The organism is Collinsella sp. AM09-41, from assembly GCF_003473245.1.
Classification (GTDB): Bacteria; Actinomycetota; Coriobacteriia; order Coriobacteriales; family Coriobacteriaceae; genus Collinsella.
In genome coordinates, this window is record NZ_QRMJ01000008.1 from 13,455 (window position 1) to 38,234 (window position 24,780).

Consider the following 24,780-nt stretch of genomic DNA (forward strand, 5'->3'; position numbering starts at 1 on the left):
TTACGCCTCCAGCGGCACGATCTTGGTGCCATGGAGCTCGGAGACGCTCAATGCCGCCGCCACGGTATCGCGGTTGGCCGTAGAAATGCCGCCGCCGGGAAGGATGGTCAGGCGGTCGCCCGCATACTCGACAAGACGCGACAGGTGCTCCAGGTTGTCCTCGATCGGCGTTCCGGCAGCACCACCATGCGTCAGGATGCGCGTGATGCCGCAGTCGGCGAGTGTGTCAATGGCGTCCAGCTGAGCCTCGGGCGAGAGCTGGTCAAAGGCCATGTGGAAGGTGATATCGATGGCCCCGCGCTTGCACTCCTCGGTCGCGCAGCCCGTAGCCATCACGAGGGCGCCGAGGGTGAGCTCGTCGAGCGCCCAGCCGCCGGCACAGGGCTTGCAGCAGCCAAAGACCAGGCCGTCAACGCCGGCGCTCACGGCAAGACCCAAGTCCATCTCCATCATGCGCAGCTCGTCCTGGTTGTAGTGAAAGTCACCGCCACGCGGGCGAATCATGCACATCACTCGCGCGTCATGCTCGTGAGCATAGCTGACCGTAGTGCTGATAACGCCGGCCGAGGGCGTGGTACCACCGACGGCAAGGTTGTCGCACAACTCGATGCGCTTAGCACCGGCATCGATAGCCGCCGGCACACGCTCAAAGTTCTCGGCACAAAACTCGTACAGCATAGATAGCCCCCAGGAGACATTTCGATTTCCACACGGCATTGTCGCACGTTAAATAGCAACCCGCACGATGGAACAAAACCTTGACAAGGAGTGTCCCAAAGTGCCGGCACATAAGGAACGTCCCCAGGTGCCACCTTGAGCGATGGGTACTCATTTAAGTACGTCCCCAATGAGTACCCGCAGGGGACAGACAGACCGGACTCCCTATACGACAACTGTTGACATCATATACTATGTGTCGTATAGTAGGTGTTACACAGTATACTACGAAAGGAGGTGTGCGGATGGAGGCACAGATGAAGCGCGGCTTCCTCGAGGCCTGCGTGCTCGCGGCCGTCTCGGGCGAGGAATCCTACGGCTATCAGATCGTGAAGGACGTGCCCGCGAGTATGGGGCTCACGGAATCCACGCTCTATCCGTTGCTCAAGCGCCTGGAGAAGGCGGGCTGCATCACCGCGCGCTCCGCCGAGCACAACGGGCGGCTGCGGAGGTACTACCGCATCACGGACGCCGGGCGCGAGCGTATCGCCGAGTTCCTCGCCGAATGGCCATCCGTGCAGGAGATCTACCGTTACGTGGAGGGGGCGCACCATGACGCGCGATGAGTTCTTGAACCGGCTGGGCGATCTTCTGGCCTGCCTGCCGGCAGATCAGGTAAAGGAAACGCAGGAGTTCTACGCGGAGGCCATCGCCGACCGTATGGAGGACGGCATGACGGAGGCCGAGGCTGTGGCCGCCATGGGCACGCCCGGTGAGGTCGCCGAGGCAACGCTCAACGAACTGCCCGCCGTGCCGCGCGCGATCGCGAGGACCAAGCGCAAGAGCACGGCACTTCTATGGGCGCTCGCCATCGTGGGCTCTCCGGTATGGATTCCGCTGCTGCTCGCGTTCGTCGCCGTTGCCGCTGCAGTCTACATCTGTATTTGGGTTCTTGCGCTCTGCGTGTGGATCGTGGCCGCGGCATTCGGGGGCGCGGGCCTGGTAGGGCTCCTGTTCGCCGTGGACGGCATCATTATCGGGCATGTTCCGTACGTTTTGGCCTCGATGGGAATGGGATTCGCTTCCATCGGTGTGGCGCTCCTCACGGGAGCCGGCGCCTGGACGGCGTCCAAGCAGATCGCGCGCCTCTCTGCCCTTTGGGCGAAGAAAGCCGTTTCGCCCTTCTGGAAAGATCGAGGCAATAAGAGCCGCATGGGCGCCGAAGCGGCGCCGCTCACGGCATAGGAAGGAGTGCAAACATGTCCAGCGTAAAAAGGACTTACCTTGCCGTAGCGGGTGGGCTTGTTGCCACGGGGCTCGTCCTGGCTGCTATCGGATTTGTGGCCTCCGGCTTTAACCTCGCTGTGCTCAACACGCAGATCGACCTGCGCGATGACACCATCATTCTGGGTGGTGTTGAAATAGACGACCCGACAGGGCTTCCACTCATCGAGCAGCTTGCCGAGGTCGGCGAGATCCATATTGGATCTGCAACGACTGGTTCGTCTTCTCCTCGCAAATGATCGAGCTCGTAGCAGCCGTCCCCCCCTTCGGGCGCACCACGACGGGCATGAGCACGCCGCGCTCGGAGCCTTTTGACCTAGTCATTGGGGACGTTCTTAAACGACTAGTCATTCAAGAACGCCCCCAATGACTACCGGCAGAAAAGGAACGTCCCCAAGTGTCACCCCCATGTGCCAGCGACAACGGAAACGCCGATGTTTTGGAAATGTTAGCGAGCGGGCCGCATTTGAGACAAGGTGACGTGAAACGAAAGGGCGCTGACCTTCTGGTCGCGCCCTTGAAGTTGAACGTCAGATTGTCCAAATGCGGCCCGCGCAGCGTCGAGCCGTTACGCCGTTCGGCAGAACGGCGTAACAACCTAGCCGCCCAGGTAAGCCTTGCGGACGTTGTCGTCGTGCAGGAGCTCTTGGCCGGTGCCGGTCATGGTGATCTTGCCGGTCTCGAGCACGTAGCCGCGCGTGGCGATCGAGAGCGCCATCTGGGCGTTCTGCTCGACCAGAAGCACCGTGGTACCGGCCTTGTGCAGGTCCTCGACAATCTGGAAGATCTGCTCAATCAGAATCGGCGCCAGACCCATGGAAGGCTCATCGAGCATGAGCAGCTTGGGGTTGCTCATAAGGGCGCGCCCCATAACGAGCATCTGCTGTTCGCCGCCCGAAAGGGTGCCGGCGACCTGGCGACGGCGCTCCTTAAGGCGCGGGAACTGCTCGTAGACGCGCTCAAGGCCCGGAGCCACCGTGGACTTGGGCTGCGTGTAGGCGCCCATCTCCAGGTTCTCCTCGACCGTCATCTGCAAAAAGGCGCGACGGCCCTCGGGAACCTGGGCCAGGCCCTTGCCCACCAGTTTATCGGCAGGCGTATGGGTAATGTCCTCGCCCATAAACTTGATGGAGCCGGTCTTGGAACGCAGCAGGCCCGAGACGGTTTTAAGCGTCGTGGACTTACCGGCGCCGTTCGCGCCGATCAGGGCCACGATCTCGCCCTCGTTGACGTTAAAGGAGATGTCCTTGATGGCGTGGATAGCGCCGTACCAGACGTTGATGTTGTAGACGGAAAGCATCGGCTCTGCCATTTAGTTCTCCCCCTTATCCTGCTTGCCCAGATATGCCTCAATTACGGCATCGTTGTTCTGGATCTCCTCGGCCGTGCCCTTGGCGATGACCTTACCAAAGTTGAGCACGCAGATGCCCTCGCAGATGTTCATGACGAGCGACATATCATGCTCGATAAGCATAATGGCGATGCCAAAGGTGTCGCGGATCTTGACGATGTTCTCCATGAGCTCCGCGGTCTCGGACGGGTTCATGCCGGCGGCAGGCTCGTCGAGCAGCAGCAGTTTGGGGTTGGTGGCAAGCGCGCGGACGATCTCCAGACGACGCTGGGCGCCGTAAGGCAGCGAGCCGGCCTGCTCGTTTGCCAGGTGCTCCATATCAAAAATGGACAGCAGCTCCATGGCGCGCTCGTGGGCGGCCTTCTCGTGCTTCCAATACGTCGGCAGGCGCAGCACGCCCTCAAAGCCGGAGTAGCGCTCCTGGTTGTGCAGACCGACCTTGACGTTGTCCTCCACCGTCATGGTGTTGAACAGGCGAATGTTCTGGAAGGTACGGGCAATACCCATGCGGTTGACCTGATAGACCGACTTGCCCGAGGTGTCCTCACCGTCGAGCAGGATGGTACCGTGCGTGGGCTGGTACACCTTGGTGAGCAGGTTGAAGACCGTGGTCTTACCGGCACCGTTGGGACCGATCAGACCGGCGATCTCGGTCTTACCGATGGTCAGGCTAAAGTCGTCGACTGCCTTAAGGCCGCCAAATTCAATGCCCAAGTGGATGCACTCGAGCGCCGGGCGCTGGCCCAGGTCGCGGTCGGGAACGATGGCGCCAGAAGGATACGGGACCATCTTGCCCTTGTTGAACTCAAATTTACTGGGCATCGGCTGCCACCTCCTTCTTGGAAGCAAAGCGGTCCTTAATGCGTGCGAAGAACGCCTTGAGCTGCGGGTTGTTGGTAAAGATCATGACCAGGATCAGCACGATGGCGTAGATGAGCATGCGGTAGTCCGAGAACTGACGGAGCAGCTCGGGAAGCACCGTGAGCAACGCCGCCGCGATGACGGAGCCGCGCATATTGCCCAGACCGCCCAGGACCACGAATACCAGGATGAGGATGGACGTGTTGAAGTCGAACTTGGTGGCGGAGAGCTGCGAGAAGTTACCGCCGAAGAGGGCTCCGGCAGCACCGGCGAGAGCGGCGGAAACCACGAAGGCGATCATGCGGTACTGGGTGACGGAGATACCCACGGACTCGGCAGCGATCTTGTTGTCGCGCACGGCCATAATGGCACGGCCGGTACGGCTGCGGACCAGGTTGAGTACAATCACGAGCGCGACCATGACCAGGATGGCGCCGGCAAGGAAAGTCGAATAGGTCGACACGCCCGATGCGCCCTGCGCGCCCTTGATGATGGCGGTGCCGTCCTCGAGCAGGTGCAGGTCGTCGATCGTGGAGTTACCCGTGATGTTAAAGATCACATGCAGGCCGCGGGAGTCGACGCCCACAATGAGGCAGGTGACGATCTCTTTGATGATCTCGCCAAAAGCCAGGGTCACGATGGCCAGATAGTCGCCGCTCAGGCGCAGGACCGGGATGCCGATCAAGAAGCCCAGGATGGCGGCAGCGATGGCGCCGACCACGATACTGATGATAAGGCGCACCGGATCGGAGGGAACGGCGCTCTCCAGCGCGACCGCGGTAACGATTCCCGTATAGGCACCGACACTCATAAAGCCCGCGTGGCCCAGCGACAAGTCGCCCGCGATGCCGACGACGAGGTTAAGGGAGATGGCCATGACGATATAGGCCGTGATGGGAACCAGCTGACCGGCGATCATGCGCGGAATCATGTGGTTGGACTGCATAAAGAACACGATGGCGAACGCCACAAGGCACATGGCGTACGTAACAAAGTCGTGACGCGTCTGCTTGTCTTTAAGAAACTTCATAACGCTCACCTACACCTTCTCGGGGACGTACTTGCCCAAGAGGCCGGCAGGCTTGACGAGCAGGACGATGATCAGAACACCAAAGACGATGGAGTTGGCAAGGCTCGTGGAAATGTAGGCCTGCGCCATCGCCTCGATGATGCCGATGAGAATGCCACCGACAAAGGCGCCGGGGATGGAGCCGATACCGCCGAAGACGGCGGCGTCGAAGGCCTTGATGCCAGGCATGGCACCCGTCGTGGGCTGCAGCACCGGCGAGTAGGAGCACAGCAGCACACCGGCGATGGCGGCAAGGGCAGAGCCGATGGCAAACGTCATCGAGATGGTGCGGTTGACGTTGATGCCCATGAGCTGAGCGGCGGCCTTGTCCTCGGACACGGCGCGCATGGCTTTGCCCATCTTGGTCTTACCTGTAAAGAACATCAGGCCGGCCATGATAACCAGACAGGCGACGATGGTGACGAGCGATACGGCGCTCACGTTGAACTTGGCCAAGAACTCCGGCACCGGGAAGGTGACGAGCGAAGTGAAGTTCTTGGGCGTGGCGCCCCACAGAAGCTGCGCGGCATTCTGCAGGAAGTAGGACACGCCGATGGCCGTGATCAAAACGGCCAGCGGGCCTGCTTGGCGCAGCGGCTTATAGGCCAGACCCTCAATGAGAACACCGAGAACCGTGCAGGCCACGCAAGAGAGAATTACAGATGCCCAGCCCGGGAGGCCGAGATACGACGTGGCGCAGAACGAGACATAGGCACCGACCATGATGACGTCGCCGTGAGCGAAGTTCAGCATCTTGGCGATACCGTAGACCATGGTGTAGCCCAACGCGATGATGGCGTAGACGCTGCCCATGGACAGGCCGTTGACCAGGTATTGGATAAAGACCGTCATGTTCCACATCCCCCTTTCGAATAGGTTTCCAGTTGATGTATGAAACAGGGACGTTACACTGTCCCTAGATACCAAGCAAGCAGGGAAGGCCAAAACCTCCCCTGCTTGGGATCAAAACCGCTCTATGTAAGGCGGTCTATTAGGCCTGTACGTACTTGCCATCGGTGATAACGTACGCCGTGGGGTCCTTCTGGACCTGACCCTTATCGTTCCAGGTGAGCTTGCCGGTCAGACCGTCAACGGTAATCTTGAGCATAGCCTTGGGCAGCTTCTCGGCGACCTCGGTCGGGTCGGCGTCGACACCAAGACCGGCCTCCTTGAGGGCCTCGGCCACCGCGTGCACGCCATCGTAGGCGTCGGCGGCAAACTGGTCGGGGGTATCGCCGTACTTATCCTTGTAAGCGTTGACGAAGTCGGCGTTCTTCTCGTCGTCGGCGGAGAACGGGGTCATGAGCAGCAGACCCTCGGCAAGAGAAGTGTCGAAGCCCTCAACGCCCAGGATGCCGTCCATGCCGTCGCAGCCCATCATCTTGACGTCGTAGCCCATGTCCTTGGCGTTCTTGAGCAGGACCGAGGCAGGCGTGTAGTAGATTGGCGCAAAGATCATGGTGGCGCCGGCCTGCTTGGCCTTGGTCAGCTGGTTGGTAAAGCTCGTGGCGGAGTCGTCCTTAAAGGTCTCCTCGTCGACAATCTCGAGCTTGGACTCAGCGGCCTGGGCCTTAAAGGCATCCGCGACACCCGAAGAATAAGCGTCGCCGGAGTTATAGAACAGCACGAACTTCTCGTCCGCATACTTCTGCGCCAGGAACTTGGCAGCGTTGACGCCCTGGTTGGGGTCGGTGAAGCAAACCTGGAAGACGCAATCCTTGCCGTCGGTGACGTCCTCGGAGGACGCGGACGGGGTGATCATGAACGTCTTGGGGTCGTTGCCGCACTCTGCGGCAACGGCAACCGACGCACCCGTGGTGGTCGGGCCGACAAGGGCCTGCATGCCCCAGTCGAGCAGGGTATTAAAGGCGTTGACGGCCTTCTCGCCGTCGGCCTGGTCGTCCTCGGCCTTGCTGGCAAGCGGCAGCTCCTTGGTGGAGAAGTCCTTGCAGCCAAGCTCGACGCCCTGGGTAACGGACTTGCCGTAGGACGCGGCGGCACCGGTCAGCGGGCCGATGGTGCCGATCTTAAACGAAGCGTCGCCCGAAGCGGAACCGCTGTCGCCGCCGTTGGAGGAGCAGCCAGCTAGAATGGACATCGCCCCCAGACCTGCTGCGCTCGCGATAACGCTCCTGCGATTCATAACAGGGTTCAATGACTTACCGGTGAGGCTCGACATGCGGCTCTCCTCTCAAATCTCGTCGGGTTTTGGTTACCCGACAGGCCATCCTTCGCCGTGTTCGGCGTTCGCAAAATAGTAGACGCTTTAGTTGAGAAAAGTGGCGATTATTTCAACTTTTCTTTTGTTTTGTCCGTTTATCCATAGTTATGCGTATTTCTATTGGTTTATGCAGTTTAGCCACTTTATTGTGTAAAAGTAATGTTTCCATTCTGTTACAAGCGTCCCCGCCCTGATTAAAACGGCCTCACCGGTAGCGCTTTATGCGCACTTAGGCGGCGATGTACTTGCCGTCCTGGATCACATAGGCTGTAGCGGGCTTCTCGACTTGGCCCTCGTCGTTCCACGTGAGCTCGCCCGTCAGACTCTCGATCTTGATCTTGCGCATGGCCTTGGCAAGATCGCCGGCAATGTCGGCGCCGTCGGCCGTAATGTCGATGTTTGCCTTATCGATAGCCTCGACAATCGCATGGACGCAGTCATAGGCATCGGCGGCAAACTGGTTGGGCGTCTCGTCGTAGGCGTCCTTATATGCCTTGACGAAGTCGGCGTTCTTCTCATCGTCGGCAGAGAACGGGGTCATGAGCAGCACGCCCTCGGCAAGAGAGGTGTCGAAGCCCTCGACGGAGAGCAGGCCGTCCATGCCGTCGGTACCCATGAGGGTCATGTCGTATCCCATGTCCTTGGCGTTCTTGAGCAAAACGGACGCCGGCGTGTAGTAGATCGGCGCAAAGATGAGCGTGGCGCCGGCCTCCTTGGCCTTGGTGAGCTGGTTGGTAAAGCTCGTGGAGGAGTCGTCCTTAAAGGTCTCGGTATCGACGACAGCAAGTTTGGACTCCTTGGCCTGCTCGGCAAAGGCATCGGCAACACCCGAGCTGTACGTATCGCCGGAGTTGTAGAACAGGGCGATCTTGGCGTCTGCATACTTCTCGGCCAAGAACTTCGCGGCGCTGGCACCCATGGTGGGATCGGTGAAGCAAACCTGAAAGACCGTTGTCTTATCCTTGGTCACGTCGAGCGACGAGGCCGAAGGCGTGACCATGAGCATATCGTCGGCAATCTCGCCCGAGACGGCGACGGCAGCACCGGTGGTGACGGGGCCGACGAGCGCCTGCATGCCCCAGTCGCACAACGTATTGAAGGCGTTGATGGCCTTCTCGCCGTCGGCGACATCGTCCTCGGACTTAAGCGAGAGTTTGAGGTCCTTGGTCGAGAAATCCTTGGCGGCAAGCTTGGCACCCTTCTCGGCCGAAACGCCATAGGTTGCCGCGGCGCCGGTCAGAGGGCCGATGACACCGATCTTGAAGGTCTTGCCGTCATCGGCGGAGCCGCCGTCCGAGCCACCCGACGAACAACCAGCGAGTGCCGCGGTGCTGCCGAGCGCCGCGGCGCCGGCGAGAAAGTTCCTTCGGCTGAGCGTGCTGTTGATGTTGAACATGGTGTCCCCCTTTTTCGCTGGCCGCAGTGCGGTCGTCTTGCGGTACGGGGCAAACCTTATGGCGCAAACGTTGACAGTTTGTTACGGAGTTCCGTTTGTAGCGAGCATGTTTCCAATGTTTCCGCAGCGTTTCGGGGGTGCCGTTTTGTGCGACTCCTGTTGCCTGGCGAGCACGCGCCCTCGGTTCACGCTAGAATGCACTCAACCTTTAAGCGGTTAATCCATCCATAAGATGCACGAAGGAGCTATCTATGAGCGAACCCCTGCGCACCGTGAACGTCGGTCTGATCGGCCTGGGAACCGTCGGCGGCGGCGTGGCCCGTCTGATCAAGAGCCACCACGATGAGTACCTGGCAGCCTACGGCATCGACCTTAAGCTGACCCGCGCCTGCGCGCTTGCCTGGGAGCAGGCCGAGGCAGCCGGCATTGAGCGCGAGGCCTTTACGAGCGACTGGCACGACGTCGTCACCGACCCCGCCATCGACATCGTCGTCGAGCTGATCGGCGGCGAGCACCCCGCAACCGAGATCTTCACCACCGCCTTTGAGCACGGTAAGCACGTCGTCTCTGCCAACAAGGCCCTGCTGGGCCGTCACGTCGAGACGCTTGCCGAGAAGGCGCGCGCGTGCGGCGTACAGATTAAGTGCGAGGCCAGCTGCGGCGGCGGCATCCCCATCGTGAGCACGCTCGAGCACGACCTGGTGGGCAACAAGATCCTGACCATCGCCGGCATCCTCAACGGCACCACCAACTATATCCTGTCGCGCATGGACGCCGAGGGCGCCGATTACGCCGACGTGCTTGCCGACGCGCAGGCCAAGGGCTATGCCGAGGCCGACCCGTCCGCCGATGTCGACGGCTTCGACGCCGCCAGCAAGACGGCAATCCTGGCCTCTATCGGCTTTGGCACCCGTGTGACCACCGACGACGTATACCAGCAAGGCATCCGCACCATCGGCGCCGAGGACATCGCCCAGGCCCGCGAGCTCGGCTACACCATCAAGCTGCTCGGCATCGCCCGCAACACCGACGCCGGCGTCGACGTCCGCGTCCATCCCACGCTGATCCCCGCCGACCACATGCTTGCCAAGGTCAACGGTGCCATGAACGCTGTCTACGTGGTAGGCGACGCCGTGGGCGAGACCATGTTCTACGGCGCGGGCGCAGGCTCCTTCCCCACCGCGAGCGCCGTCGTGGGCGATATTCTGTCGCTCTCCGAGCAAATCAGCCGCGGCGTGGCCCCGCTGCCCGAGATTGAGCCCTATGGCCACAACCTCGCCTTTAAGCCCATGGACGAGCTCCAGACCAAGTACTATGTGCGCCTGAAGGTCGCCGACCGCGTGGGCGCCCTGTCCGAGACGGTCGACATCTTTGCCAAGCACAACATCTCGATCTCGCTCATCAACCAGGTCGAGGACGGCAAGTCGGGCGTCAGCGATGCCTGCTCGGTCATCTTCCTGACGCACCGCGCACTCGAGAAGGACGTCCAGGCTGCCGCCGCCGAGCTTGCCAGCGTCGACTGCGTGGCCGAGGTCGCCAACGTCCTGCGCATCGAGGACGTCGAGGCCTGGACCGAAGGCGTCATGGCCAACTAGCTCAACGCTCACCTAGCAATATGCGCTTTGAGGGCTCCCGTCCGATGCGGGACGGGAGCCCTTTTGTCTCCTGCCCTAAGCACAACGGCAGAGCACATTTGCGCGAGCCGCTCATCGGTAACGCGGGCTACCGTTCACCGATATGCAAACACGGCCGATTCCGGTTACGGCTACGCTGTGCTGCGAATGTCCGCCCGCGATGAGAGGAAATACCATGTTGCTCGAGGGCAAGAAAGCAATCATCACCGGAGGCACGCGCGGTATCGGCTATGCCATCGCCTGCCGTTTTATCGAGGAAGGTGCTGCCGTCACCGTCTTTGGCTCGCGCCAGGAGACTGCCGACGCTGCCGTTGAGAAACTGACGACCGCTTATCCCGAGGCCAAGGTCTGGGGCCGCTCCTGCGACCTCACCTCGCTCGAGGCCGTAACCGAGGCCTTTACCCAGGCTGCCGCCGATATGGGCGGCCTGGACACGGTCGTCAACAATGCCGGTATCTCCCAGCGCTCGCCCCTTTTGGACTACACGGCCGAGGAGTTCGCCAAGGTCATGGACCTCAACGTCGTCGCCGTCTTTAATGGTCACCAGGCCGCTGCCAAGATCATGACCGAAGCCGGCCACGGTGGCACCATCACCACCACGAGCTCGATGGTCGCTAAGTACGGTCAGCCCTCCGGCGTTGGCTATCCCACGTCCAAGTTCGCCGTCAACGGCATGGTCCAGTCGCTCTCACGCGAGCTCGCCCCCGTGGGCATTCGCGTCAATGCCGTCGCCCCCGGCGTAACCAGGACCGACATGGTCGCCAACCTGCCCGAAGAAGTCATCAAGCCCATCATCGCTACCATCCCGCTCGGCCGCATGGGCGAGCCCGAGGATGTCGCCAACGCCTTTGTCTTCCTAGCGAGCGACATGGCCGCCTACGTTACGGGCGCTGTGCTCCCCGTCGACGGAGCTGCCCGCTCTTAAGGGACCACAAGCCTCAGCTCCCAGCCTCAACATTGCTCAACTAAAAGGCGCGCTTCCTGCATCAACTGCAGGCGGCGCGCCTTTGTTCTGTTTGTATGGGAAACTGCGTCCCGGTATTTCAGCTCAGAACGGGGCGCAGCTTCCCCCAGAGCCTTCTTTCGGAAACTATGTCCCATTCTGGGTCCGGATTCCGGGATGCGCTTTCCGCAACGGACTTCTCGTGGAAAGCGCATCCCACTCTAGACGCCAATTCCGGGATGCATTTTCCGCGGCGACGTTGGCTACCTGCCGTCGTCGTCCTGGGCCTCTTCGTGTGCGTAAAGCTCCAGCATGCGGCGGCGGTATTCGCGCACGGCGAGCTTGGCGCGCTCCAGGCGGCGGCGCTCACGCGGGGTGAGCTTGCCGGGGTCGATCTCGTCGCCGTAAGTCTTTTCGGCCAGCAAATGGGCGGCGTCCACGATACGGGCATCGATGTGCCCGCTTGCCGCCTCGGCCGAGAGGCGGTCGGCAATAGAATCAAGGGTAGGTACGCCGTCGAGCGTGCGACCGTGACCATGCGAGGTCAGCAGCTCGTGCTCGCGTGCGAGCAGGCTCGCCAAATCGTGATGGGCACGCAGGATGTCGAGCGCATCGGATGGATGCTCGGCAACCTCTGCCACGGCGGCAACCGGCGCGGCATCGACCACGCGGTAGAAGAGCTGCGCGAGCAGTGGCATCAGGAACACCGTGATGGCGCCGGCCGCCACCATAACCGAAGCGACGCCCTGTGATAATGCGCCGGCGTTGACAGCGACGCTCGTCACGGCGACGATAATCGGCAGCGCCGTGGTGCAGTACAGGGCCACGGTAATGCGGCCATACGCCGACACATCGCGCGTCGCAGGACAAATGCTCATAGAAATAAGAATGGGCACGGCGCGGATAACCAGCAACGCCACGATAAAGCCCACGAGCAAGCCGGGGCGCGATGCTACAGCAGTCAGGTCGATCTTGGCACCCGACACGGTAAAGAACACCGGGATCAAAAAGCCATAGGCAAGGCCATCGAGTTTAAGCTCGAGCGTATGGTTGCCCTCGGGGATGATATAGCGCAGGACAAAGCCCGCGGCAAAAGCGCCCAACACGATATCGAGGCTAAAAATGGCGGAAAACGCCACGAGCGTGACCAGGATGAGCACTGTGAGGCGCACGAACGTCTGAGAAGTCGTATCGGCGCGCTCCTGAATAAAGGCAAAGAAGCGGCTGCCAATACGCTTGGAGCGACTGGGGACCACGGCAAGCAGCACGCACACCACGGCGAACAGCCCCAAGATCAACAGCGTCTCGACACCCGTACGGGCAGACAGCAGCACCGACATGGCGAGCACGGGCCCGAGCTCGCCCCACGTACCATAGGCAAGAATCGAATCGCCGACGCGCGTCCCAGCAAGCGACCGCTCGCGCAAGATGGGCATGAGCGCCCCAAGCGCCGTCGAGGTCAACGCCAGCGTCACGGCGATACCGTCGAAATGACTGACTGAGTACCACGGGGTAAAGCGCACGGCAAGCCAGGCGATACCAAACGTGACGACCCACGTCGCCAAGCCGTAGCGCCCCTCGACGCCTGTGATGCTCTTGGGGTCGATCTCAAAGCCGGCAAGCAGGAACAAAAAGGCCAGGCCCAGCTCGGACACAAGCGAGACCTCAGCATCTACATGGATGACGCCGAGCATATGGGGTCCCAGTACCGCGCCGAGCACGAGCAAAAAGACCGTCTCGGGAACGGGTTTTCCGGGAATCGCCGAGGCGATAAAAGGACTCGCAAAGGCCACGAGTGCGATGATGGCGAGCGAAACGAATGCCATGTGATGCCTTTCTCTTGTTTGCGCTTCACTGTAGCACCCTCGCCGTCCTCAACGCGCCGCGAGCTGTCGTATCATAGTGAGGTTTACAAACATGTGGCTCAAGGCGACCGCAGGGCAGACCCCGCAAACCGACCGCTGCCGCATACCGTACCGTACGCCCAACCGATCAGGAAGGCAGGAACCAATGGTCTCTCGTATCTACGTGGAGAAGAAACCCGGGTTCGACGTCGAGGCTCAGCAGCTCAAGGGCGAGCTGACCGAAATTCTCGGCATCAAGGGCATCGAGGCCCTGAGGATTATCAACCGCTACGACGTCGAGGGCATCGACAAGGAGCTTTTCCGGTCCTGCGTGCCGACCGTCTTTAGCGAGCCCCAGGTCGATGTGACCTACGACGAGCTCCCCGCAAGCGATGGCGCCGTCTTTGCCGTCGAATTCCTGCCTGGCCAGTTTGACCAGCGCGCCGACTCCGCCAGCGAGTGCGTGCAGCTCATCAGCCAGGGCGAGCGCCCCGCCGTGCGCTCCGCCAAGGTCTATATGATCTCGGGCGCTCTGGACGAGGCCGCCATTGATGCCATCAAGCACTACGTGGTGAACCCCGTCGAGGCGCGCATCGCCTCGCTCGACCTGCCCGAGACGCTGTACATGGAGACCCCCGAGCCCCAGCCCGTCGAGGTGCTCGACGGTTTCCGCGAGCTCGACGAAGCCGGCCTTGCCGCCTTTATTTCCGAGCGCGGCCTTGCCATGGACGAGGCGGACATCGCCTTCTGCCAGCAGTACTTCCGCGATGAGGATCGCGACCCCACCATCACCGAGATCCGCGTGATCGACACCTACTGGTCCGATCACTGCCGCCACACCACCTTCGGCACCGTCCTGGACGACGTGACGATCGACGACGCCGTGGTGCAGCAGGCCTTCGACCGCTACATGGAGATGCGCCACGAACTCGGTCGCGACACCAAGCCCGTCTGCCTCATGGACATGGGCACCATCGGCGCCAAGTACCTCAAGAAGACCGGCGTCATGACCGATGTCGACGAGTCCGAGGAGATTAACGCCTGCACCGTCAAGGTGAAGGTCGATGTCGACGGCGAGGACCAGGACTGGCTGTTCCTCTTTAAGAACGAGACCCACAACCACCCGACCGAGATCGAGCCCTTCGGCGGTGCCGCCACCTGCGTGGGCGGTGCCATCCGCGACCCGCTGTCGGGCCGCAGCTACGTGTACCAGGCCATGCGTGTCACCGGCGCCGGCGACCCCACCGTCCCCGTGTCCGAGACGCTCGAGGGCAAGCTGCCGCAGCGTAAGCTCGTGACCACTGCTGCCGCCGGCTACTCCAGCTACGGCAACCAGATCGGCCTTGCCACCGGTCAGGTCAACGAACTCTATCACCCCGGCTACGTCGCCAAGCGCATGGAGGTCGGCGCCGTCGTGGGCGCTACCCCGGCAAACCACGTGCGTCGCGAGTGCCCCGCCCCCACCGACAAGATCATCCTGTTGGGCGGCCGCACCGGCCGTGACGGCATCGGCGGTGCCACCGGCTCCTCCAAGACCCAGAACACCGAGTCCATCGAGACATCGGGCGCCGAGGTCCAGAAGGGCAACGCCCCGGTCGAGCGCAAGCTGCAGCGCCTGTTCCGCCGCGGCGATGCCTGCCGTCTGATCAAGCGCTGCAACGACTTTGGCGCTGGCGGTGTCTCGGTCGCCGTAGGCGAGCTTGCCGACGGCCTGTATGTCGACCTTGATACCGTGACCAAAAAGTACGACGGTCTTGACGGCACCGAGCTCGCCATCTCTGAATCCCAGGAGCGCATGGCCTGCGCCGTCGCCGACGGTGACGTCGAGGAGTTCATGGGCTACGCCGCCGAGGAGAACCTGGAGGCGACCGTTATCGCCGAGGTTACCGCCGAGCCGCGCATGCGCATGGCCTGGAACGGCGTCGCCATCGTCGATCTGTCCCGCGAGTTCCTCAACTCCAACGGTGCGCCCAAGCACCAGGTCGTCCACGTCTGCGCCCGCAGTGTGTGGCAGCCCAGCTGGGCCGGTACCACGCTCGCCGAGCGCATGACCTCGCTCGTCACCGACCTCAACGTCGCTTCCAACAAGGGCCTTTCCGAGCGCTTCGACTCCACCATCGGCGCCGCGACCGTGCTCATGCCCTTTGGCGGCAAGACGCAGCTCACCCCAAGCTCGGCCATGGTCGCCAAGTTCCCCGTGGACGGCGAGACCACCACGGCGAGCGCCATGGCATGGGGCTTCAACCCCTATCTGATGGAGGCCGACCAGTTTGCGGGCGCCTACCTGTCCGTGGTCGAGTCCATCGCCAAGCTCGTTGCCGCCGGCTTTGAGCACAAGCGCGCCTACCTCTCCTTCCAGGAGTACTTCGAGCGCCTGCGCACCGAGGCCGAGCGTTGGGGCAAGCCCATGGCAGCCGTCCTGGGTGCCCTTATGGCCCAGGTCGATCTGGGTGCCGGCGCCATCGGCGGCAAGGACTCCATGAGCGGCTCCTTTGAGGACGAGGCCGGCGAGCTCAACGTTCCGCCGACCCTGATCAGCTTCGCTGTGGCCGTGGGCCGCGCGGCGCGCGCTGTCTCCCCTGAGTTCAAGGGTCTGACGCACCGCGTCGTCCGCATCGCCCCCGCCACCTACGGCGAGGACTACCGTCCCGATGCCCAGCAGCTGCTCGCCGCATTTGACGCCGTCGAGGCGCTCACTGCTACCGGCAACGCCCTGGCCATCTCCACGCCCGGCTACGGCTGCGGCGCCGAGAGCCTCTTTAAGATGTGCGTCGGCAACCAGATCGGTATCGAGCTTGCCGAGGATGTGGACGTGGAGAGCTTCTTCACCCCGCTCTACGGCGGCTTTATCGTCGAGCTCGCCGATGACGCCGAGCTGCCCGAGGTCGCCGACGGCGTTGTCGTCGAGCCCCTGGGCACCACCGTCGAGGGCTATGTCATCGACACCGGCTCCGAGGTCATCGAGCTCTCCGAGCTCCAGGAGGCCTGGGAGAGCGGCATCGAGGGCGTCTTTGCCTACCGCAGCGCCGACGAGACCCCCGAGGTCGAGACCATCGACTTCCGCGCCAAGGATATCCACGTGTACGGCGGCGCCAAGATCGCCCGCCCGCGCGTGATTATCCCGGTGTTCCCCGGCAACAACTGCGAGTACGACAGCGCCCGCGCCTTCCGCGCCGCCGGTGCCGAGGCCGACACCTTCGTGATCAACAACCTCACGCCCGAGGCCGTCGCCGAGAGCACCCACGAGCTTGCCCGTCGCATCCGCCAAAGCCAGATCGTCATGATCCCCGGCGGCTTCTCGGGCGGCGACGAGCCCGACGGCTCCGCCAAGTTCATCACGGCGTTCTTCCGCGCTCCCGAGGTCACCGAGGCAGTTCGCGACCTGCTCAAGGCCCGCGACGGCCTGATGCTGGGCATCTGCAACGGCTTCCAGGCCCTGATCAAGCTCGGCCTGGTACCCTACGGCGACATCGTCGACGCCACGCCCGATGCGCCCACGCTGACGTTCAACACCATCGGTCGCCATCAGAGCCGCCTGGTGCGCACCCGCATCTCGTCCAACCTGTCCCCGTGGCTGTCGCAGTGCAGCCTCGACGACCCCTACACCGTCGCCATCAGCCACGGCGAGGGCCGCTTTGTCGCCAACGACGAGGTGCTCGCCCAGCTGATCGCCAACGGCCAGGTCGCCACGCAGTACGTGGGCGAGGACGGCAAGCCCAGCATGGACCTTTCCGTCAACCCCAACGGCTCCGCACTCGCCATCGAGGGCATCACGAGCCCCGACGGCCGCGTCCTGGGCAAGATGGGCCATGCCGAGCGTCGCGGCGACAACCTGTACCGCAACGTGCCCGAGCATGTCCCCGGCGACAAGTTCATGCCGATCTTTGAGAGCGGCGTAGCCTACTTCGCCTAAGCCTTTCCCATCGGGTACAATCCCCTCGGGTAACAACACCCGCCACCGACACATCCGGTGGCGGGTTCTTTTTTGCTTCGCGCATGTAGGAAGGACATCATGGAAAGCCGCAAGCCGTATCTCGCCACCCTGCCCGGACTCATCCTGGGCTGTCTTGTTTGCTGTGCACTCTGGGGATCGGCCTTTCCCTGCATCAAGATCGGCTACGCACTCTTTGGGATCCCGGCGCACGATAGCGCCTCGCAGCTACTCTTTGCAGGTTTGCGCTTCACGCTTGCCGGCATCCTGGTTATCGTCGGTATGAGCACAGCTCAGCGCCGCCCGCTCGTCCCACAGGTACGCGATATCAAGCCCATCTGCATCCTGTCACTCTTCCAGACTATCGGGCAGTACTTCTTTTTCTACCTGGGACTCTCGCGCGCCAGTGCCATGTCGAGCTCCATCATCGAGGCCAGCGCCAACTTCCTCGCAATCCTCTTTGCCGCCCTGGCGTTTCGCACCGAAAAGCTCGATGCGGCCAAGGTGCTCGGCTGTGTACTGGGCTTTGCCGGCGTCGCGCTCGTCAACCTTTCGGGCGCGGACGGCACCTTTGGCTTTACGCTCGACGGCGAGGGCTTTATCCTGGCCTCCACCGTCGCGGGTGCCCTGTCGACCTGCCTGATCGGCATCTTCTCGCGCGAGCACGACGGTGTCTTGCTTGCCGGGTGGCAGTTCTTGGTCGGCGGCCTGGTCCTCACCGCCATCGGGTTTTTGATGGGCGGCGCGCTCTCCCCCACCGCGATCATCCCCGCCATCGCGCTCATTATCTATATGGCACTCATCTCCGCCATCGCGTACTCGCTATGGTCGCGCCTGCTTGCCGTCAACCCCGTCAGCCGCGTCTCGGTCTTTGGGTTTATGAACCCCGTCTTTGGTGTGCTGCTGAGTGCGCTGCTGCTCGGCGAGGGCGCCGGCACGAGCCCCGTTACCGTTATAGTTGCCCTGCTGTTGGTCTGCGGCGGCATCATCATCGTCAACAGGCCTAAAAAGGCCTAGCGAACTGCCCTTATTTAGCAGAGGGGATTCACATACTTTAGTTTAATGGAATACATCGGAGAGCCGAGGGCCACCATGCACGCAAGCGTGCGCCCCTATTTCTAGCGTATCTGGACGCCAGCTTTCTTCTTCTCGTACTTTACGCGGTAGAGCTCCGCGTCGGCGGCGCGAAGCAAATCTTGCCAGGTATCGACACCATCACCGACCCGTGCATAGCCGATGGACATCCGCAACAGATACGGCACCTCGGCGCGTGCGAGTTCATCGTTGATTGCCGCGCACAGACGCATGATGTCCTGTTCCGCCGCTGCCTTTTGGAGCACCACGAACTCATCGCCACCATAACGTGCGATAAAGCCACCAGCCGGCGAACAGACATCCTTGAGCGCCGTCGCAACAACCTGAAGAGCATGGTCGCCCTCCACATGTCCATAGCGATCGTTAATCTGCTTAAAGCCGTCGGCGTCCATCATAAGCAGATATACATCTTCGGCCTGATCCACATTTGAGAAGAGCGACAGCATATAGGTCTCAAAACGGTTGCGATTGTTAAGTCCAGTCAACGGGTCGGTCGAGATGAGCTGCTCCTGGTAGATGATGTAGAGCAGCAACATGCTAATCATTATGCCGACACAAAGGCCGGGCACCGAGTATACGACCTGAAAGGTACCGCCCACCAGGGCCGGAATGGTGAAAAATGCCAAGGTTCGATAGATGGCCTTCGTCTGCAGGCTCTCGACCCTGCGAGATTGCACAAACGCATGTAGGGACGTATGTATAACGTAACAGTAGCTGACGATGGGCTGGATCATATAGGCAAAGCCGCGACGATACACGCCCTGCGAATCGATATAGAACAGGGCGTGCGTCCAGTAACTGGTAAACGCCAGCACGACCACCAGAGCCGTAGGCAACGCTACAAGCACCACCCTATAGCGCGAGGTCAAAAGGCGAGAACCCTGCACCGTCTCGGAATAGATAAACCAAATGAGACACGCGATAGCAAAGAGCGAAAACGAAACCGCGTTGGAAATCCAGTTGGCAGCAATGCCCAACGTGCCGTCCACACCGTCCGAAAGCGTCCAGATCATATCGAATAATATGTACGCAGCAGACGTGTAGCCCAGCATGCTAAACAAAAGCTGCTGGGTGCTAGAGAACAGGGAGCGACGGCTTCGTACGGCAAGCCCGATAAGAACAATCATGCATAGCACGAATATCTCAATCTTGAGTGCCTTAACCACTAGCGCCATCCCTTCAATATCCAAGTGGTCAGAATCGCCCAATTCGAATCAGGGCAATAAACACCCCTTTACTCCGCAGGGGTAAAGGGGATAATAGCAGAGCGCCCGAACATCACTGCAAAACAGTTTCTGTTCGGGCACCCATACGGCGCGAATTGCACACGCCGGCTTGATTGACTCGCGTCGACGATTACTCGCCGTCGATGTCGGTCGCGACGGCCTCCTCAATAGCCTCGACGCCTTCGACCGACAGATCCTCTTCGCCGTGGCAGAACTTCTTATCGACCCAGCCGGTCAGAATCGGGGCCATGATGGCCGTGATGATGACGGCGGTGGCGATCTGCGCATACGCGGTGGGCGCAAGCTCGGCATAGCGCGGCGCGACCTCAGCAAGAGCAACCGGCGTGGTCATAGCCGTGCCGGCAATGGTGGAGCAAGCCACAGCGGCCTTGCCATTGCCGCCGCACAGACGCTCGAACGCAAAGGTGATGGGACCGACGACAAACAGCGTGACAAGGCCCAGCAAGATGCCGGAAATACCGCCGGTGATAAAGCTCGACAGGCTCATGGACGCACCGAGCTGAAATCCGATGACGGCAATCGCGGGATTGGCACCGGGAACCAGCAGGTTCTTGATAAACGGGAACAGGTTGCCCAGAACCATGCCGATAACGAGTGGCAAGATGGAGCCGATAATGGTGCCAATGGGAATGTTGGCGAGGCCGGAAACACCGAGGATGATCATCGTGACGGCGGGGCCAGCCGTAAAGAACAGGATACCGACGGCGCCCTGCTCGGACTCATCGCCGAACTCGCCCATGATGCCCGTATAGAGCGCCATGTTACAAAACGTGATGCCGCCGATGATAGACACGGAGCTCAGACCCAGGAAGTTGTCGTTAAAGAAATATGCCACGCCCAGGCCGAGAGCCGCTGCGACGACCAGCTTGGGGATCAGCACGACGATACCGGTCTTGATGGCACCCGGCGTGGACTTAAAGCTGATGCCGGCGCCCACAAACAGCAGGATCGCGGCGACGATGGTATTGGAGCCACCGCGGCAGGCAGCCGTAAAGAAGCCGCCGATCTCAAAAACCTGCGGGCAGAAGGTGTTGAGCAAAAGACCGACGATCATCGGATAGATCATGATGTCGCCCGGGATGCGCGGGACCTTGAATTTCTTTTGCTCGTTGGCGGTCGCTTCCTGTGCCATGAAACCCCCATTTCCGCTGACGGGGCACAAAAGCCCACGTCACGCTTTGCTACAGTAAAGTTTGACCATGGTACCAGAAGAAATAGACCAGCTCGGTGAAAAATCCGACGAGTTGGGATGGAACGAGATTCGGCGCCCGCGACGCCACCCCTATATAAGGCTCAAGACAATATAGAGTACGATGCCCGAGACGCAGCACCACAGCATCGATTTTGTCTTGACCGCCACGACCACGACGCCGGCGGCCGCAATCCAGGGAACCAAGGCAGGCCAGAGTCCCGCGTCGAACGCGCCGGGGCTCACCAAGTCGTTGGCGACCAGCGCGGCAAAGGCGGCGGGCGGGATATAGCCCAGGGCCTCGGTAATGCGGGGCGACAGGGTCCGCCCGCGCAAGGCGAGCGCCGGCGCGATGCGAAAGAACGCGATAGCAGCCCACGACGACAGCCACAGAACCAAGAACTCGTTAACGGGCATCGCGGGCACCTCTTCCGTCAAATACAGCATCGCACGCCAACGCAATGGCAATGCCGGCCACGACGCTTGCCGGCACGGCAATATTCGTGAGGCCCAAGAACTTGCATACGGCGACGGACACCGCGCCCGAAACCGCCGCGACAACGTTGCCGCGCGACAGCCGCTGCGAAAAGAGCAGGCAGATAAAGAGCGAGGTGCAGACAAAGGCTGCAATGGCGGTGGGAACATCGACAACGGCGCCTACGATGGCGCCCATCGTACACGAAACGCCCCATGTTGCGATGAGAATCACGTTGAGCACGAAGGACTCGCGCGGGCCCCAATCCTCCCCTTCAACCAACTTGGCAAGCGAGATGCCATATGCCTCCTCGGTAAGTGTCGCGGCAACAGCCAGCGTCTGACGCTTCGAGGCACCCGTCAGATGCGGCGCGATCGATGCCGAGTAAAGCGCAAAGCGCGAGGAGATGGCAGCAACGCTCGCGACGATCGATGCTGCAGGCACGCCCGCCAGCCACAGGTTGCAGATCATAAACTGGCCGCTGCCCGTCACAAACGTGCTGCTCAGGGCAAAGACCATCCAGGGTTCCATTCCCGTCTGCCCCATGATCATTCCGCACGGCGCGCCTATTGCAACATAGGTAAGCATCACCGGCCAGACGGTTCTAACGATTTTGAGCACCATACGCTTCTCATCCTGACAAGGTCTCCGAGCCGCATGTAGCGATACGGCAGAATCATCATCCGACAGCAACCGAGTTCACCTACAATTGCCACCGGATCGAAAGACACAACTTTTTAGGAAGTCATTATGACAGCTATCGATCGAGACCGGGCGCGCGCGGCCTTCAAAAGCTACACCGATGCCTACGACGCCACTAACCCACGCATCGCGCTCAAAATCGAGCATACGTACCACGTTGCCGAGGCATGCGATGCCGTGGCACACGAACAGGGCTGGTCGTCAGAAGATATTGACCTGGCATGGCTTTGCGGCCTGCTACACGATATGGGCCGCTTTGAGCAGCTGCGACGCTGGGATACGTTTAAGGATGCCGAAAGCATGAGCCATGCGGCGTTGGGCGTCGGGGTCCTCTTTGGCGAGAACCCCGACGACGCGCCTGTCACAACAAACATCCGAGATTTTATCGAGACCGAAGAGCACGACGAGCTCATCCGCGCGAGCATCGCCTATCACAGCGATTTCCGTCTACCCGCGCAGCTCGACGTGCGCACGCGAAGCTTCTGCGATATCGTGCGCGATGGTGACAAGATCGACATTATGCGCACCATCGCCGACAGCACCGTCGAGACCATCCTCAAGGTGGATGAGGACACGTTTCTCGCCAGCCACTTCTCGACACCGGCGCTTACCGCCTTTGACGAGCATCGCTGCGTCGCGCGTGACGAGCGCAACGAGCCGGCGGACTACCTGGTGGGGCTCATCTGCTTTATGTTTGAGCTCGTCCATCCGGCAAGCCGTGCACTGGCGCGCGAGCAAGGCGATATCTATCGCCTGCTCGACGCGCCCTTTGGCATTACGCGGCCCTTTACCGACCCCGCCACGCAGGCAACCTGGAGCCGCCTAAAGGACGAGATGCGCGACTGGCTGACGCGCGCTTAGCGCTCAAGCTGAGCCAGCAGCTCCTCAACGATCTCAACGGCATCGCCGACGACCTTGTACTGGGCGGCACCAAAGATGGGGGCATCCGGGTCCTCATTGATGGCGACAATGCACTCCGCCCCACCGATGCCGGCGAGATGCTGGATAGCGCCCGAGACACCGATGCTCACGAGGAGCTTGGGCGAGACCGATACACCCGTCTGGCCAATTTGGTGGCGATACTCCAACCAGCCTGCCTCCACAATGGGACGCGTGCAACCAAGCTCGGCTCCCAGAGTCTCGGCGAGCCTTCGCATCAGCGGCAGGTTTTTCTTGGAACCAATGCCGCGACCCACCACGACCAGGCGCTCGGCATCGGCGATCGAGGCCTGCTGCCCCCACTCCTCGGCGGGAATCGAGATCTCGACACGGGCCTTAGCATCATCCGCAAGCGATATCTGGGTGATCGTGCCGGAGCGGCCGTAGTCAAAGTCGGGTGCCTTAAAGATGCCGGGACGAACCGTTGCCATCTGGGGACGATGATTGGGGCAGACGATGGTGGCCATCAGGTTGCCGCCAAACGCCGGACGCGTCTGTTGCAGCAGTCCCGTCTCCGTATCCATAGAAAGCACCGTGCAATCGGCCGTAAGGCCCGTCTGCAAGCGCACGGCCACACCGGGCGCCAGCTCGCGACCAAAGGCGGTCGCGCCGTACAGAATGGCCTCGGGCTTGCGCTCGGCTACCAAATCGCAGATCAAGCAGGCGTAGACCTCCGCGTCGTTCTGACGCAGGCGCTCGTCACGACAGACCAGAACTTCGTCCGCACCGGCGCAAATCAGATGCTCCAGGTCCCCGAGTGAGCCCTCGGGGCTCATGCCGACCAGTGCCACCAGACGGCAGCCGCGGGCATCGGCAAGCTCGCGCCCCTTGCCCATGAGCTCGAAGGCCACGGATGCCACGGCATCGTGCTTGTCAGTTTGCACGAAGATCCAGATGTCTCGATATGCGTCAAGGTCTGCCGCGCCGGCGGCCTCGTCGCGCTCAATCGAGATGGCGTTGACGGGGCAGGCGTCGACGCACCCACCGCACAGGATACAGCCGTCGGTTACGCGGGCACAGCGATTGGGGCGCTCACCCTCCACCACAATGCCGCCCGAGGCGCAGGCGCGAACGCAGCGACCGCAGCCGATACAGGCTTCGCTATCGATAATCAGCCCGCTCATCTATGCCATCCCCTCGATAATCTTGGCAAGTTTTACCGCCTGCTCGGACGCCGTTCCCTCAACGGCCTCGCACGTTTGGTCACGGTCGGGCACAAACGAGCGCACGACCTGCGTCGGTGATCCGGCAAGGCCGCAACGCGAGGGATCGGCGTTTACGTCGGCAGCGCTGGCCACACGCACGTCTGCATCCTCGGCCGCGCGAATACCGGCAATACTCGGCATGCGCAGCTGGCCAATCTCCTTGGCGGTCGTCATCGCACACGGCATCTCCAGGTACACCGTCTCCTCGCCGGCATCGCAGCCGTGGACGAGCGCCAGCGAGCCACACGTCGTAAATCCCGCGCTCTGCACACAGCTCACGTCGGTCACGCAGGGGACCCCAAAGGCGCCGGCCAGCTCGGGGCCGATCTGGGCCGTATCGCCGTCCACTGCCATCTTGCCGCAGATGAGCAGGTCAAAGTCCTCATCGAGTGCCTCGATGCCGCATTTGAGGGCATAGGTGGTGGCTAGGGTATCGGCGCCCGCAAAGGCTCGGTCGGTCAGCAGCAGCGCGTCGTCGGCACCGCGGGCGATGCAGTCGCACAGCAGCGATTCGGTCGCGGGGATGCCCATCGACACCACCGTCACACGCACGTCCATGCCAAAGCCGATAAAGTCGTCCTTCAGCGCTAGCGCACATTCGAGAGCACTTGCATCGAAGGGATTAATGACCGCCTGCTTGCCATCACGCACGATAGTATTGGTCTTGGGGTCCATCTTGACCTCGGTGCTTCCGGGCACCGCCTTGACGCACACCACCATATGGAAATCACTCATCT

At 61.6% G+C, this 24,780-nt stretch carries 22 protein-coding genes; 8 read left to right on the forward strand and 14 right to left on the reverse strand.

Annotation, left to right across the window (positions count from 1 at the left end; all coding sequences use genetic code 11):
• On the reverse strand, positions 1 to 678 hold the full coding sequence (locus DW112_RS08595) for a copper homeostasis protein CutC (protein WP_089573303.1): 678 nt from the start codon (positions 676 to 678) through the stop codon (positions 1 to 3).
• A 284-nt stretch (positions 679 to 962) separates the two neighbouring features.
• On the opposite strand from DW112_RS08595, the gene DW112_RS08600 reads away from it, so the two are divergent.
• The 3 genes from DW112_RS08600 to DW112_RS08610 are packed head-to-tail and all read left to right on the forward strand — an operon-like array spanning position 963 to position 2,180.
• The gene (locus tag DW112_RS08600; RefSeq protein ID WP_187362357.1) at positions 963 to 1,283 is read left to right on the forward strand and encodes a PadR family transcriptional regulator; all 321 of its coding nucleotides are present in this window, start codon (positions 963 to 965) and stop codon (positions 1,281 to 1,283) included.
• Complete coding sequence (locus DW112_RS08605; RefSeq protein WP_118328779.1) at positions 1,270 to 1,902, forward strand: DUF1700 domain-containing protein; 633 nt, start codon at positions 1,270 to 1,272, stop codon at positions 1,900 to 1,902. The genes DW112_RS08600 and DW112_RS08605 overlap by 14 nt, the downstream gene beginning before the upstream one ends.
• 14 nt (positions 1,903 to 1,916) lie before the next feature.
• Positions 1,917 to 2,180: a hypothetical protein gene (locus DW112_RS08610; RefSeq protein WP_118328780.1), complete on the forward strand. Its 264-nt coding sequence runs from the start codon at positions 1,917 to 1,919 to the stop codon at positions 2,178 to 2,180.
• 359 nt (positions 2,181 to 2,539) lie between these two features.
• Here the strand turns inward: DW112_RS08610 and DW112_RS08615 are convergent, their stop codons facing one another.
• The 6 genes from DW112_RS08615 to DW112_RS08640 all read right to left on the reverse strand — a co-directional run bounded on the left by DW112_RS08615 (position 2,540) and on the right by DW112_RS08640 (position 8,839).
• Complete coding sequence (locus DW112_RS08615) at positions 2,540 to 3,241, reverse strand: ABC transporter ATP-binding protein (RefSeq protein ID WP_035137222.1); 702 nt, start codon at positions 3,239 to 3,241, stop codon at positions 2,540 to 2,542.
• Positions 3,242 to 3,253: 12 nt separating this feature from the next.
• Complete coding sequence (locus DW112_RS08620; RefSeq protein ID WP_089573307.1) at positions 3,254 to 4,114, reverse strand: ABC transporter ATP-binding protein; 861 nt, start codon at positions 4,112 to 4,114, stop codon at positions 3,254 to 3,256.
• Positions 4,104 to 5,183, reverse strand: coding sequence for a branched-chain amino acid ABC transporter permease (locus DW112_RS08625; protein WP_118328781.1), 1,080 nt, complete (start codon positions 5,181 to 5,183; stop codon positions 4,104 to 4,106). Before DW112_RS08625 ends, DW112_RS08620 begins: the two co-directional genes overlap by 11 nt.
• Positions 5,184 to 5,192: 9 nt before the next feature.
• The gene (locus DW112_RS08630) at positions 5,193 to 6,074 is read right to left on the reverse strand and encodes a branched-chain amino acid ABC transporter permease (RefSeq protein WP_117757685.1); all 882 of its coding nucleotides are present in this window, start codon (positions 6,072 to 6,074) and stop codon (positions 5,193 to 5,195) included.
• Between the two features lie 139 nt (positions 6,075 to 6,213).
• Positions 6,214 to 7,401, reverse strand: coding sequence for an ABC transporter substrate-binding protein (locus DW112_RS08635; RefSeq protein ID WP_118328782.1), 1,188 nt, complete (start codon positions 7,399 to 7,401; stop codon positions 6,214 to 6,216).
• 271 nt (positions 7,402 to 7,672) lie between these two features.
• Positions 7,673 to 8,839 (reverse strand): ABC transporter substrate-binding protein, encoded by a 1,167-nt coding sequence (locus DW112_RS08640; RefSeq protein WP_118328783.1) that lies wholly within the window; start codon positions 8,837 to 8,839, stop codon positions 7,673 to 7,675.
• Positions 8,840 to 9,090: 251 nt separating this feature from the next.
• Here DW112_RS08640 and DW112_RS08645 point away from each other — a divergent pair, with 251 nt between their 5' ends.
• Positions 9,091 to 10,434 carry a homoserine dehydrogenase gene (locus DW112_RS08645; RefSeq protein WP_118328784.1) on the forward strand — a complete coding sequence of 448 codons (1,344 nt, stop codon included), beginning with the start codon at positions 9,091 to 9,093 and terminating at the stop codon, positions 10,432 to 10,434.
• A gap of 214 nt (positions 10,435 to 10,648) precedes the next feature.
• Positions 10,649 to 11,398 carry an SDR family NAD(P)-dependent oxidoreductase gene (locus DW112_RS08650; RefSeq protein WP_118328785.1) on the forward strand — a complete coding sequence of 250 codons (750 nt, stop codon included), beginning with the start codon at positions 10,649 to 10,651 and terminating at the stop codon, positions 11,396 to 11,398.
• Positions 11,399 to 11,679: 281 nt separating this feature from the next.
• On the opposite strand, the gene DW112_RS08655 is transcribed toward DW112_RS08650, so the two are convergent.
• Complete coding sequence (locus DW112_RS08655; protein ID WP_118328786.1) at positions 11,680 to 13,242, reverse strand: cation:proton antiporter; 1,563 nt, start codon at positions 13,240 to 13,242, stop codon at positions 11,680 to 11,682.
• 184 nt (positions 13,243 to 13,426) lie between these two features.
• Between DW112_RS08655 and DW112_RS08660 the strand changes: the two genes are divergently transcribed.
• The gene (locus tag DW112_RS08660) at positions 13,427 to 17,173 is read left to right on the forward strand and encodes a phosphoribosylformylglycinamidine synthase (RefSeq protein ID WP_118328787.1); all 3,747 of its coding nucleotides are present in this window, start codon (positions 13,427 to 13,429) and stop codon (positions 17,171 to 17,173) included.
• Between the two features lie 99 nt (positions 17,174 to 17,272).
• The gene (locus DW112_RS08665; RefSeq protein WP_117655185.1) at positions 17,273 to 18,208 is read left to right on the forward strand and encodes a DMT family transporter; all 936 of its coding nucleotides are present in this window, start codon (positions 17,273 to 17,275) and stop codon (positions 18,206 to 18,208) included.
• A gap of 101 nt (positions 18,209 to 18,309) precedes the next feature.
• Here DW112_RS08665 and DW112_RS08670 read toward each other — a convergent pair whose 3' ends face one another.
• From DW112_RS08670 to DW112_RS08685, 4 genes are all read right to left on the reverse strand, one after another.
• Positions 18,310 to 19,452 (reverse strand): diguanylate cyclase, encoded by a 1,143-nt coding sequence (locus DW112_RS08670; protein WP_158571748.1) that lies wholly within the window; start codon positions 19,450 to 19,452, stop codon positions 18,310 to 18,312.
• 190 nt (positions 19,453 to 19,642) lie between these two features.
• Positions 19,643 to 20,665: a 2-keto-3-deoxygluconate permease gene (locus tag DW112_RS08675; RefSeq protein WP_117797664.1), complete on the reverse strand. Its 1,023-nt coding sequence runs from the start codon at positions 20,663 to 20,665 to the stop codon at positions 19,643 to 19,645.
• Positions 20,666 to 20,815: 150 nt separating this feature from the next.
• Entirely contained in the window at positions 20,816 to 21,139 is a 324-nt protein-coding gene (locus DW112_RS08680; protein WP_117797665.1) for an AzlD domain-containing protein, read from the reverse strand.
• Positions 21,129 to 21,821: an AzlC family ABC transporter permease gene (locus DW112_RS08685; RefSeq protein ID WP_117629653.1), complete on the reverse strand. Its 693-nt coding sequence runs from the start codon at positions 21,819 to 21,821 to the stop codon at positions 21,129 to 21,131. Before DW112_RS08685 ends, DW112_RS08680 begins: the two co-directional genes overlap by 11 nt.
• Before the next feature lie 126 nt (positions 21,822 to 21,947).
• Between DW112_RS08685 and DW112_RS08690 the strand changes: the two genes are divergently transcribed.
• A complete protein-coding gene (locus DW112_RS08690; protein ID WP_118328789.1) occupies positions 21,948 to 22,760 on the forward strand; it encodes an HD domain-containing protein in 813 nt (270 codons plus the stop codon).
• Here the strand turns inward: DW112_RS08690 and DW112_RS08695 are convergent.
• Both DW112_RS08695 and DW112_RS08700 read right to left on the reverse strand, forming a co-directional pair.
• Positions 22,757 to 23,962 carry an electron transfer flavoprotein subunit alpha gene (locus DW112_RS08695; RefSeq protein WP_118328790.1) on the reverse strand — a complete coding sequence of 402 codons (1,206 nt, stop codon included), beginning with the start codon at positions 23,960 to 23,962 and terminating at the stop codon, positions 22,757 to 22,759. The two genes, DW112_RS08690 and DW112_RS08695, sit on opposite strands and share 4 nt — an antisense overlap.
• Entirely contained in the window at positions 23,963 to 24,778 is an 816-nt protein-coding gene (locus tag DW112_RS08700) for an electron transfer flavoprotein subunit beta/FixA family protein (RefSeq protein WP_117786358.1), read from the reverse strand.
• Positions 24,779 to 24,780: the final 2 nt, after the last annotated feature.

Coding starts and splice junctions, on each gene's coding strand:
- DW112_RS08595 (WP_089573303.1), bottom strand. CDS start 678: ATGCTGTACGAGTTTTGTGCCGAGAACTTTGAGCGTGTGCCGGCGGCT.
- DW112_RS08600 (WP_187362357.1), top strand. CDS start 963: ATGGAGGCACAGATGAAGCGCGGCTTCCTCGAGGCCTGCGTGCTCGCG.
- DW112_RS08605 (WP_118328779.1), top strand. CDS start 1,270: ATGACGCGCGATGAGTTCTTGAACCGGCTGGGCGATCTTCTGGCCTGC.
- DW112_RS08610 (WP_118328780.1), top strand. CDS start 1,917: ATGTCCAGCGTAAAAAGGACTTACCTTGCCGTAGCGGGTGGGCTTGTT.
- DW112_RS08615 (WP_035137222.1), bottom strand. CDS start 3,241: ATGCTTTCCGTCTACAACATCAACGTCTGGTACGGCGCTATCCACGCC.
- DW112_RS08620 (WP_089573307.1), bottom strand. CDS start 4,114: ATGCCCAGTAAATTTGAGTTCAACAAGGGCAAGATGGTCCCGTATCCT.
- DW112_RS08625 (WP_118328781.1), bottom strand. CDS start 5,183: ATGAAGTTTCTTAAAGACAAGCAGACGCGTCACGACTTTGTTACGTAC.
- DW112_RS08630 (WP_117757685.1), bottom strand. CDS start 6,074: ATGACGGTCTTTATCCAATACCTGGTCAACGGCCTGTCCATGGGCAGC.
- DW112_RS08635 (WP_118328782.1), bottom strand. CDS start 7,401: ATGTCGAGCCTCACCGGTAAGTCATTGAACCCTGTTATGAATCGCAGG.
- DW112_RS08640 (WP_118328783.1), bottom strand. CDS start 8,839: ATGTTCAACATCAACAGCACGCTCAGCCGAAGGAACTTTCTCGCCGGC.
- DW112_RS08645 (WP_118328784.1), top strand. CDS start 9,091: ATGAGCGAACCCCTGCGCACCGTGAACGTCGGTCTGATCGGCCTGGGA.
- DW112_RS08650 (WP_118328785.1), top strand. CDS start 10,649: ATGTTGCTCGAGGGCAAGAAAGCAATCATCACCGGAGGCACGCGCGGT.
- DW112_RS08655 (WP_118328786.1), bottom strand. CDS start 13,242: ATGGCATTCGTTTCGCTCGCCATCATCGCACTCGTGGCCTTTGCGAGT.
- DW112_RS08660 (WP_118328787.1), top strand. CDS start 13,427: ATGGTCTCTCGTATCTACGTGGAGAAGAAACCCGGGTTCGACGTCGAG.
- DW112_RS08665 (WP_117655185.1), top strand. CDS start 17,273: ATGGAAAGCCGCAAGCCGTATCTCGCCACCCTGCCCGGACTCATCCTG.
- DW112_RS08675 (WP_117797664.1), bottom strand. CDS start 20,665: ATGGCACAGGAAGCGACCGCCAACGAGCAAAAGAAATTCAAGGTCCCG.
- DW112_RS08680 (WP_117797665.1), bottom strand. CDS start 21,139: ATGCCCGTTAACGAGTTCTTGGTTCTGTGGCTGTCGTCGTGGGCTGCT.
- DW112_RS08685 (WP_117629653.1), bottom strand. CDS start 21,821: ATGGTGCTCAAAATCGTTAGAACCGTCTGGCCGGTGATGCTTACCTAT.
- DW112_RS08690 (WP_118328789.1), top strand. CDS start 21,948: ATGACAGCTATCGATCGAGACCGGGCGCGCGCGGCCTTCAAAAGCTAC.
- DW112_RS08695 (WP_118328790.1), bottom strand. CDS start 23,962: ATGAGCGGGCTGATTATCGATAGCGAAGCCTGTATCGGCTGCGGTCGC.
- DW112_RS08700 (WP_117786358.1), bottom strand. CDS start 24,778: ATGAGTGATTTCCATATGGTGGTGTGCGTCAAGGCGGTGCCCGGAAGC.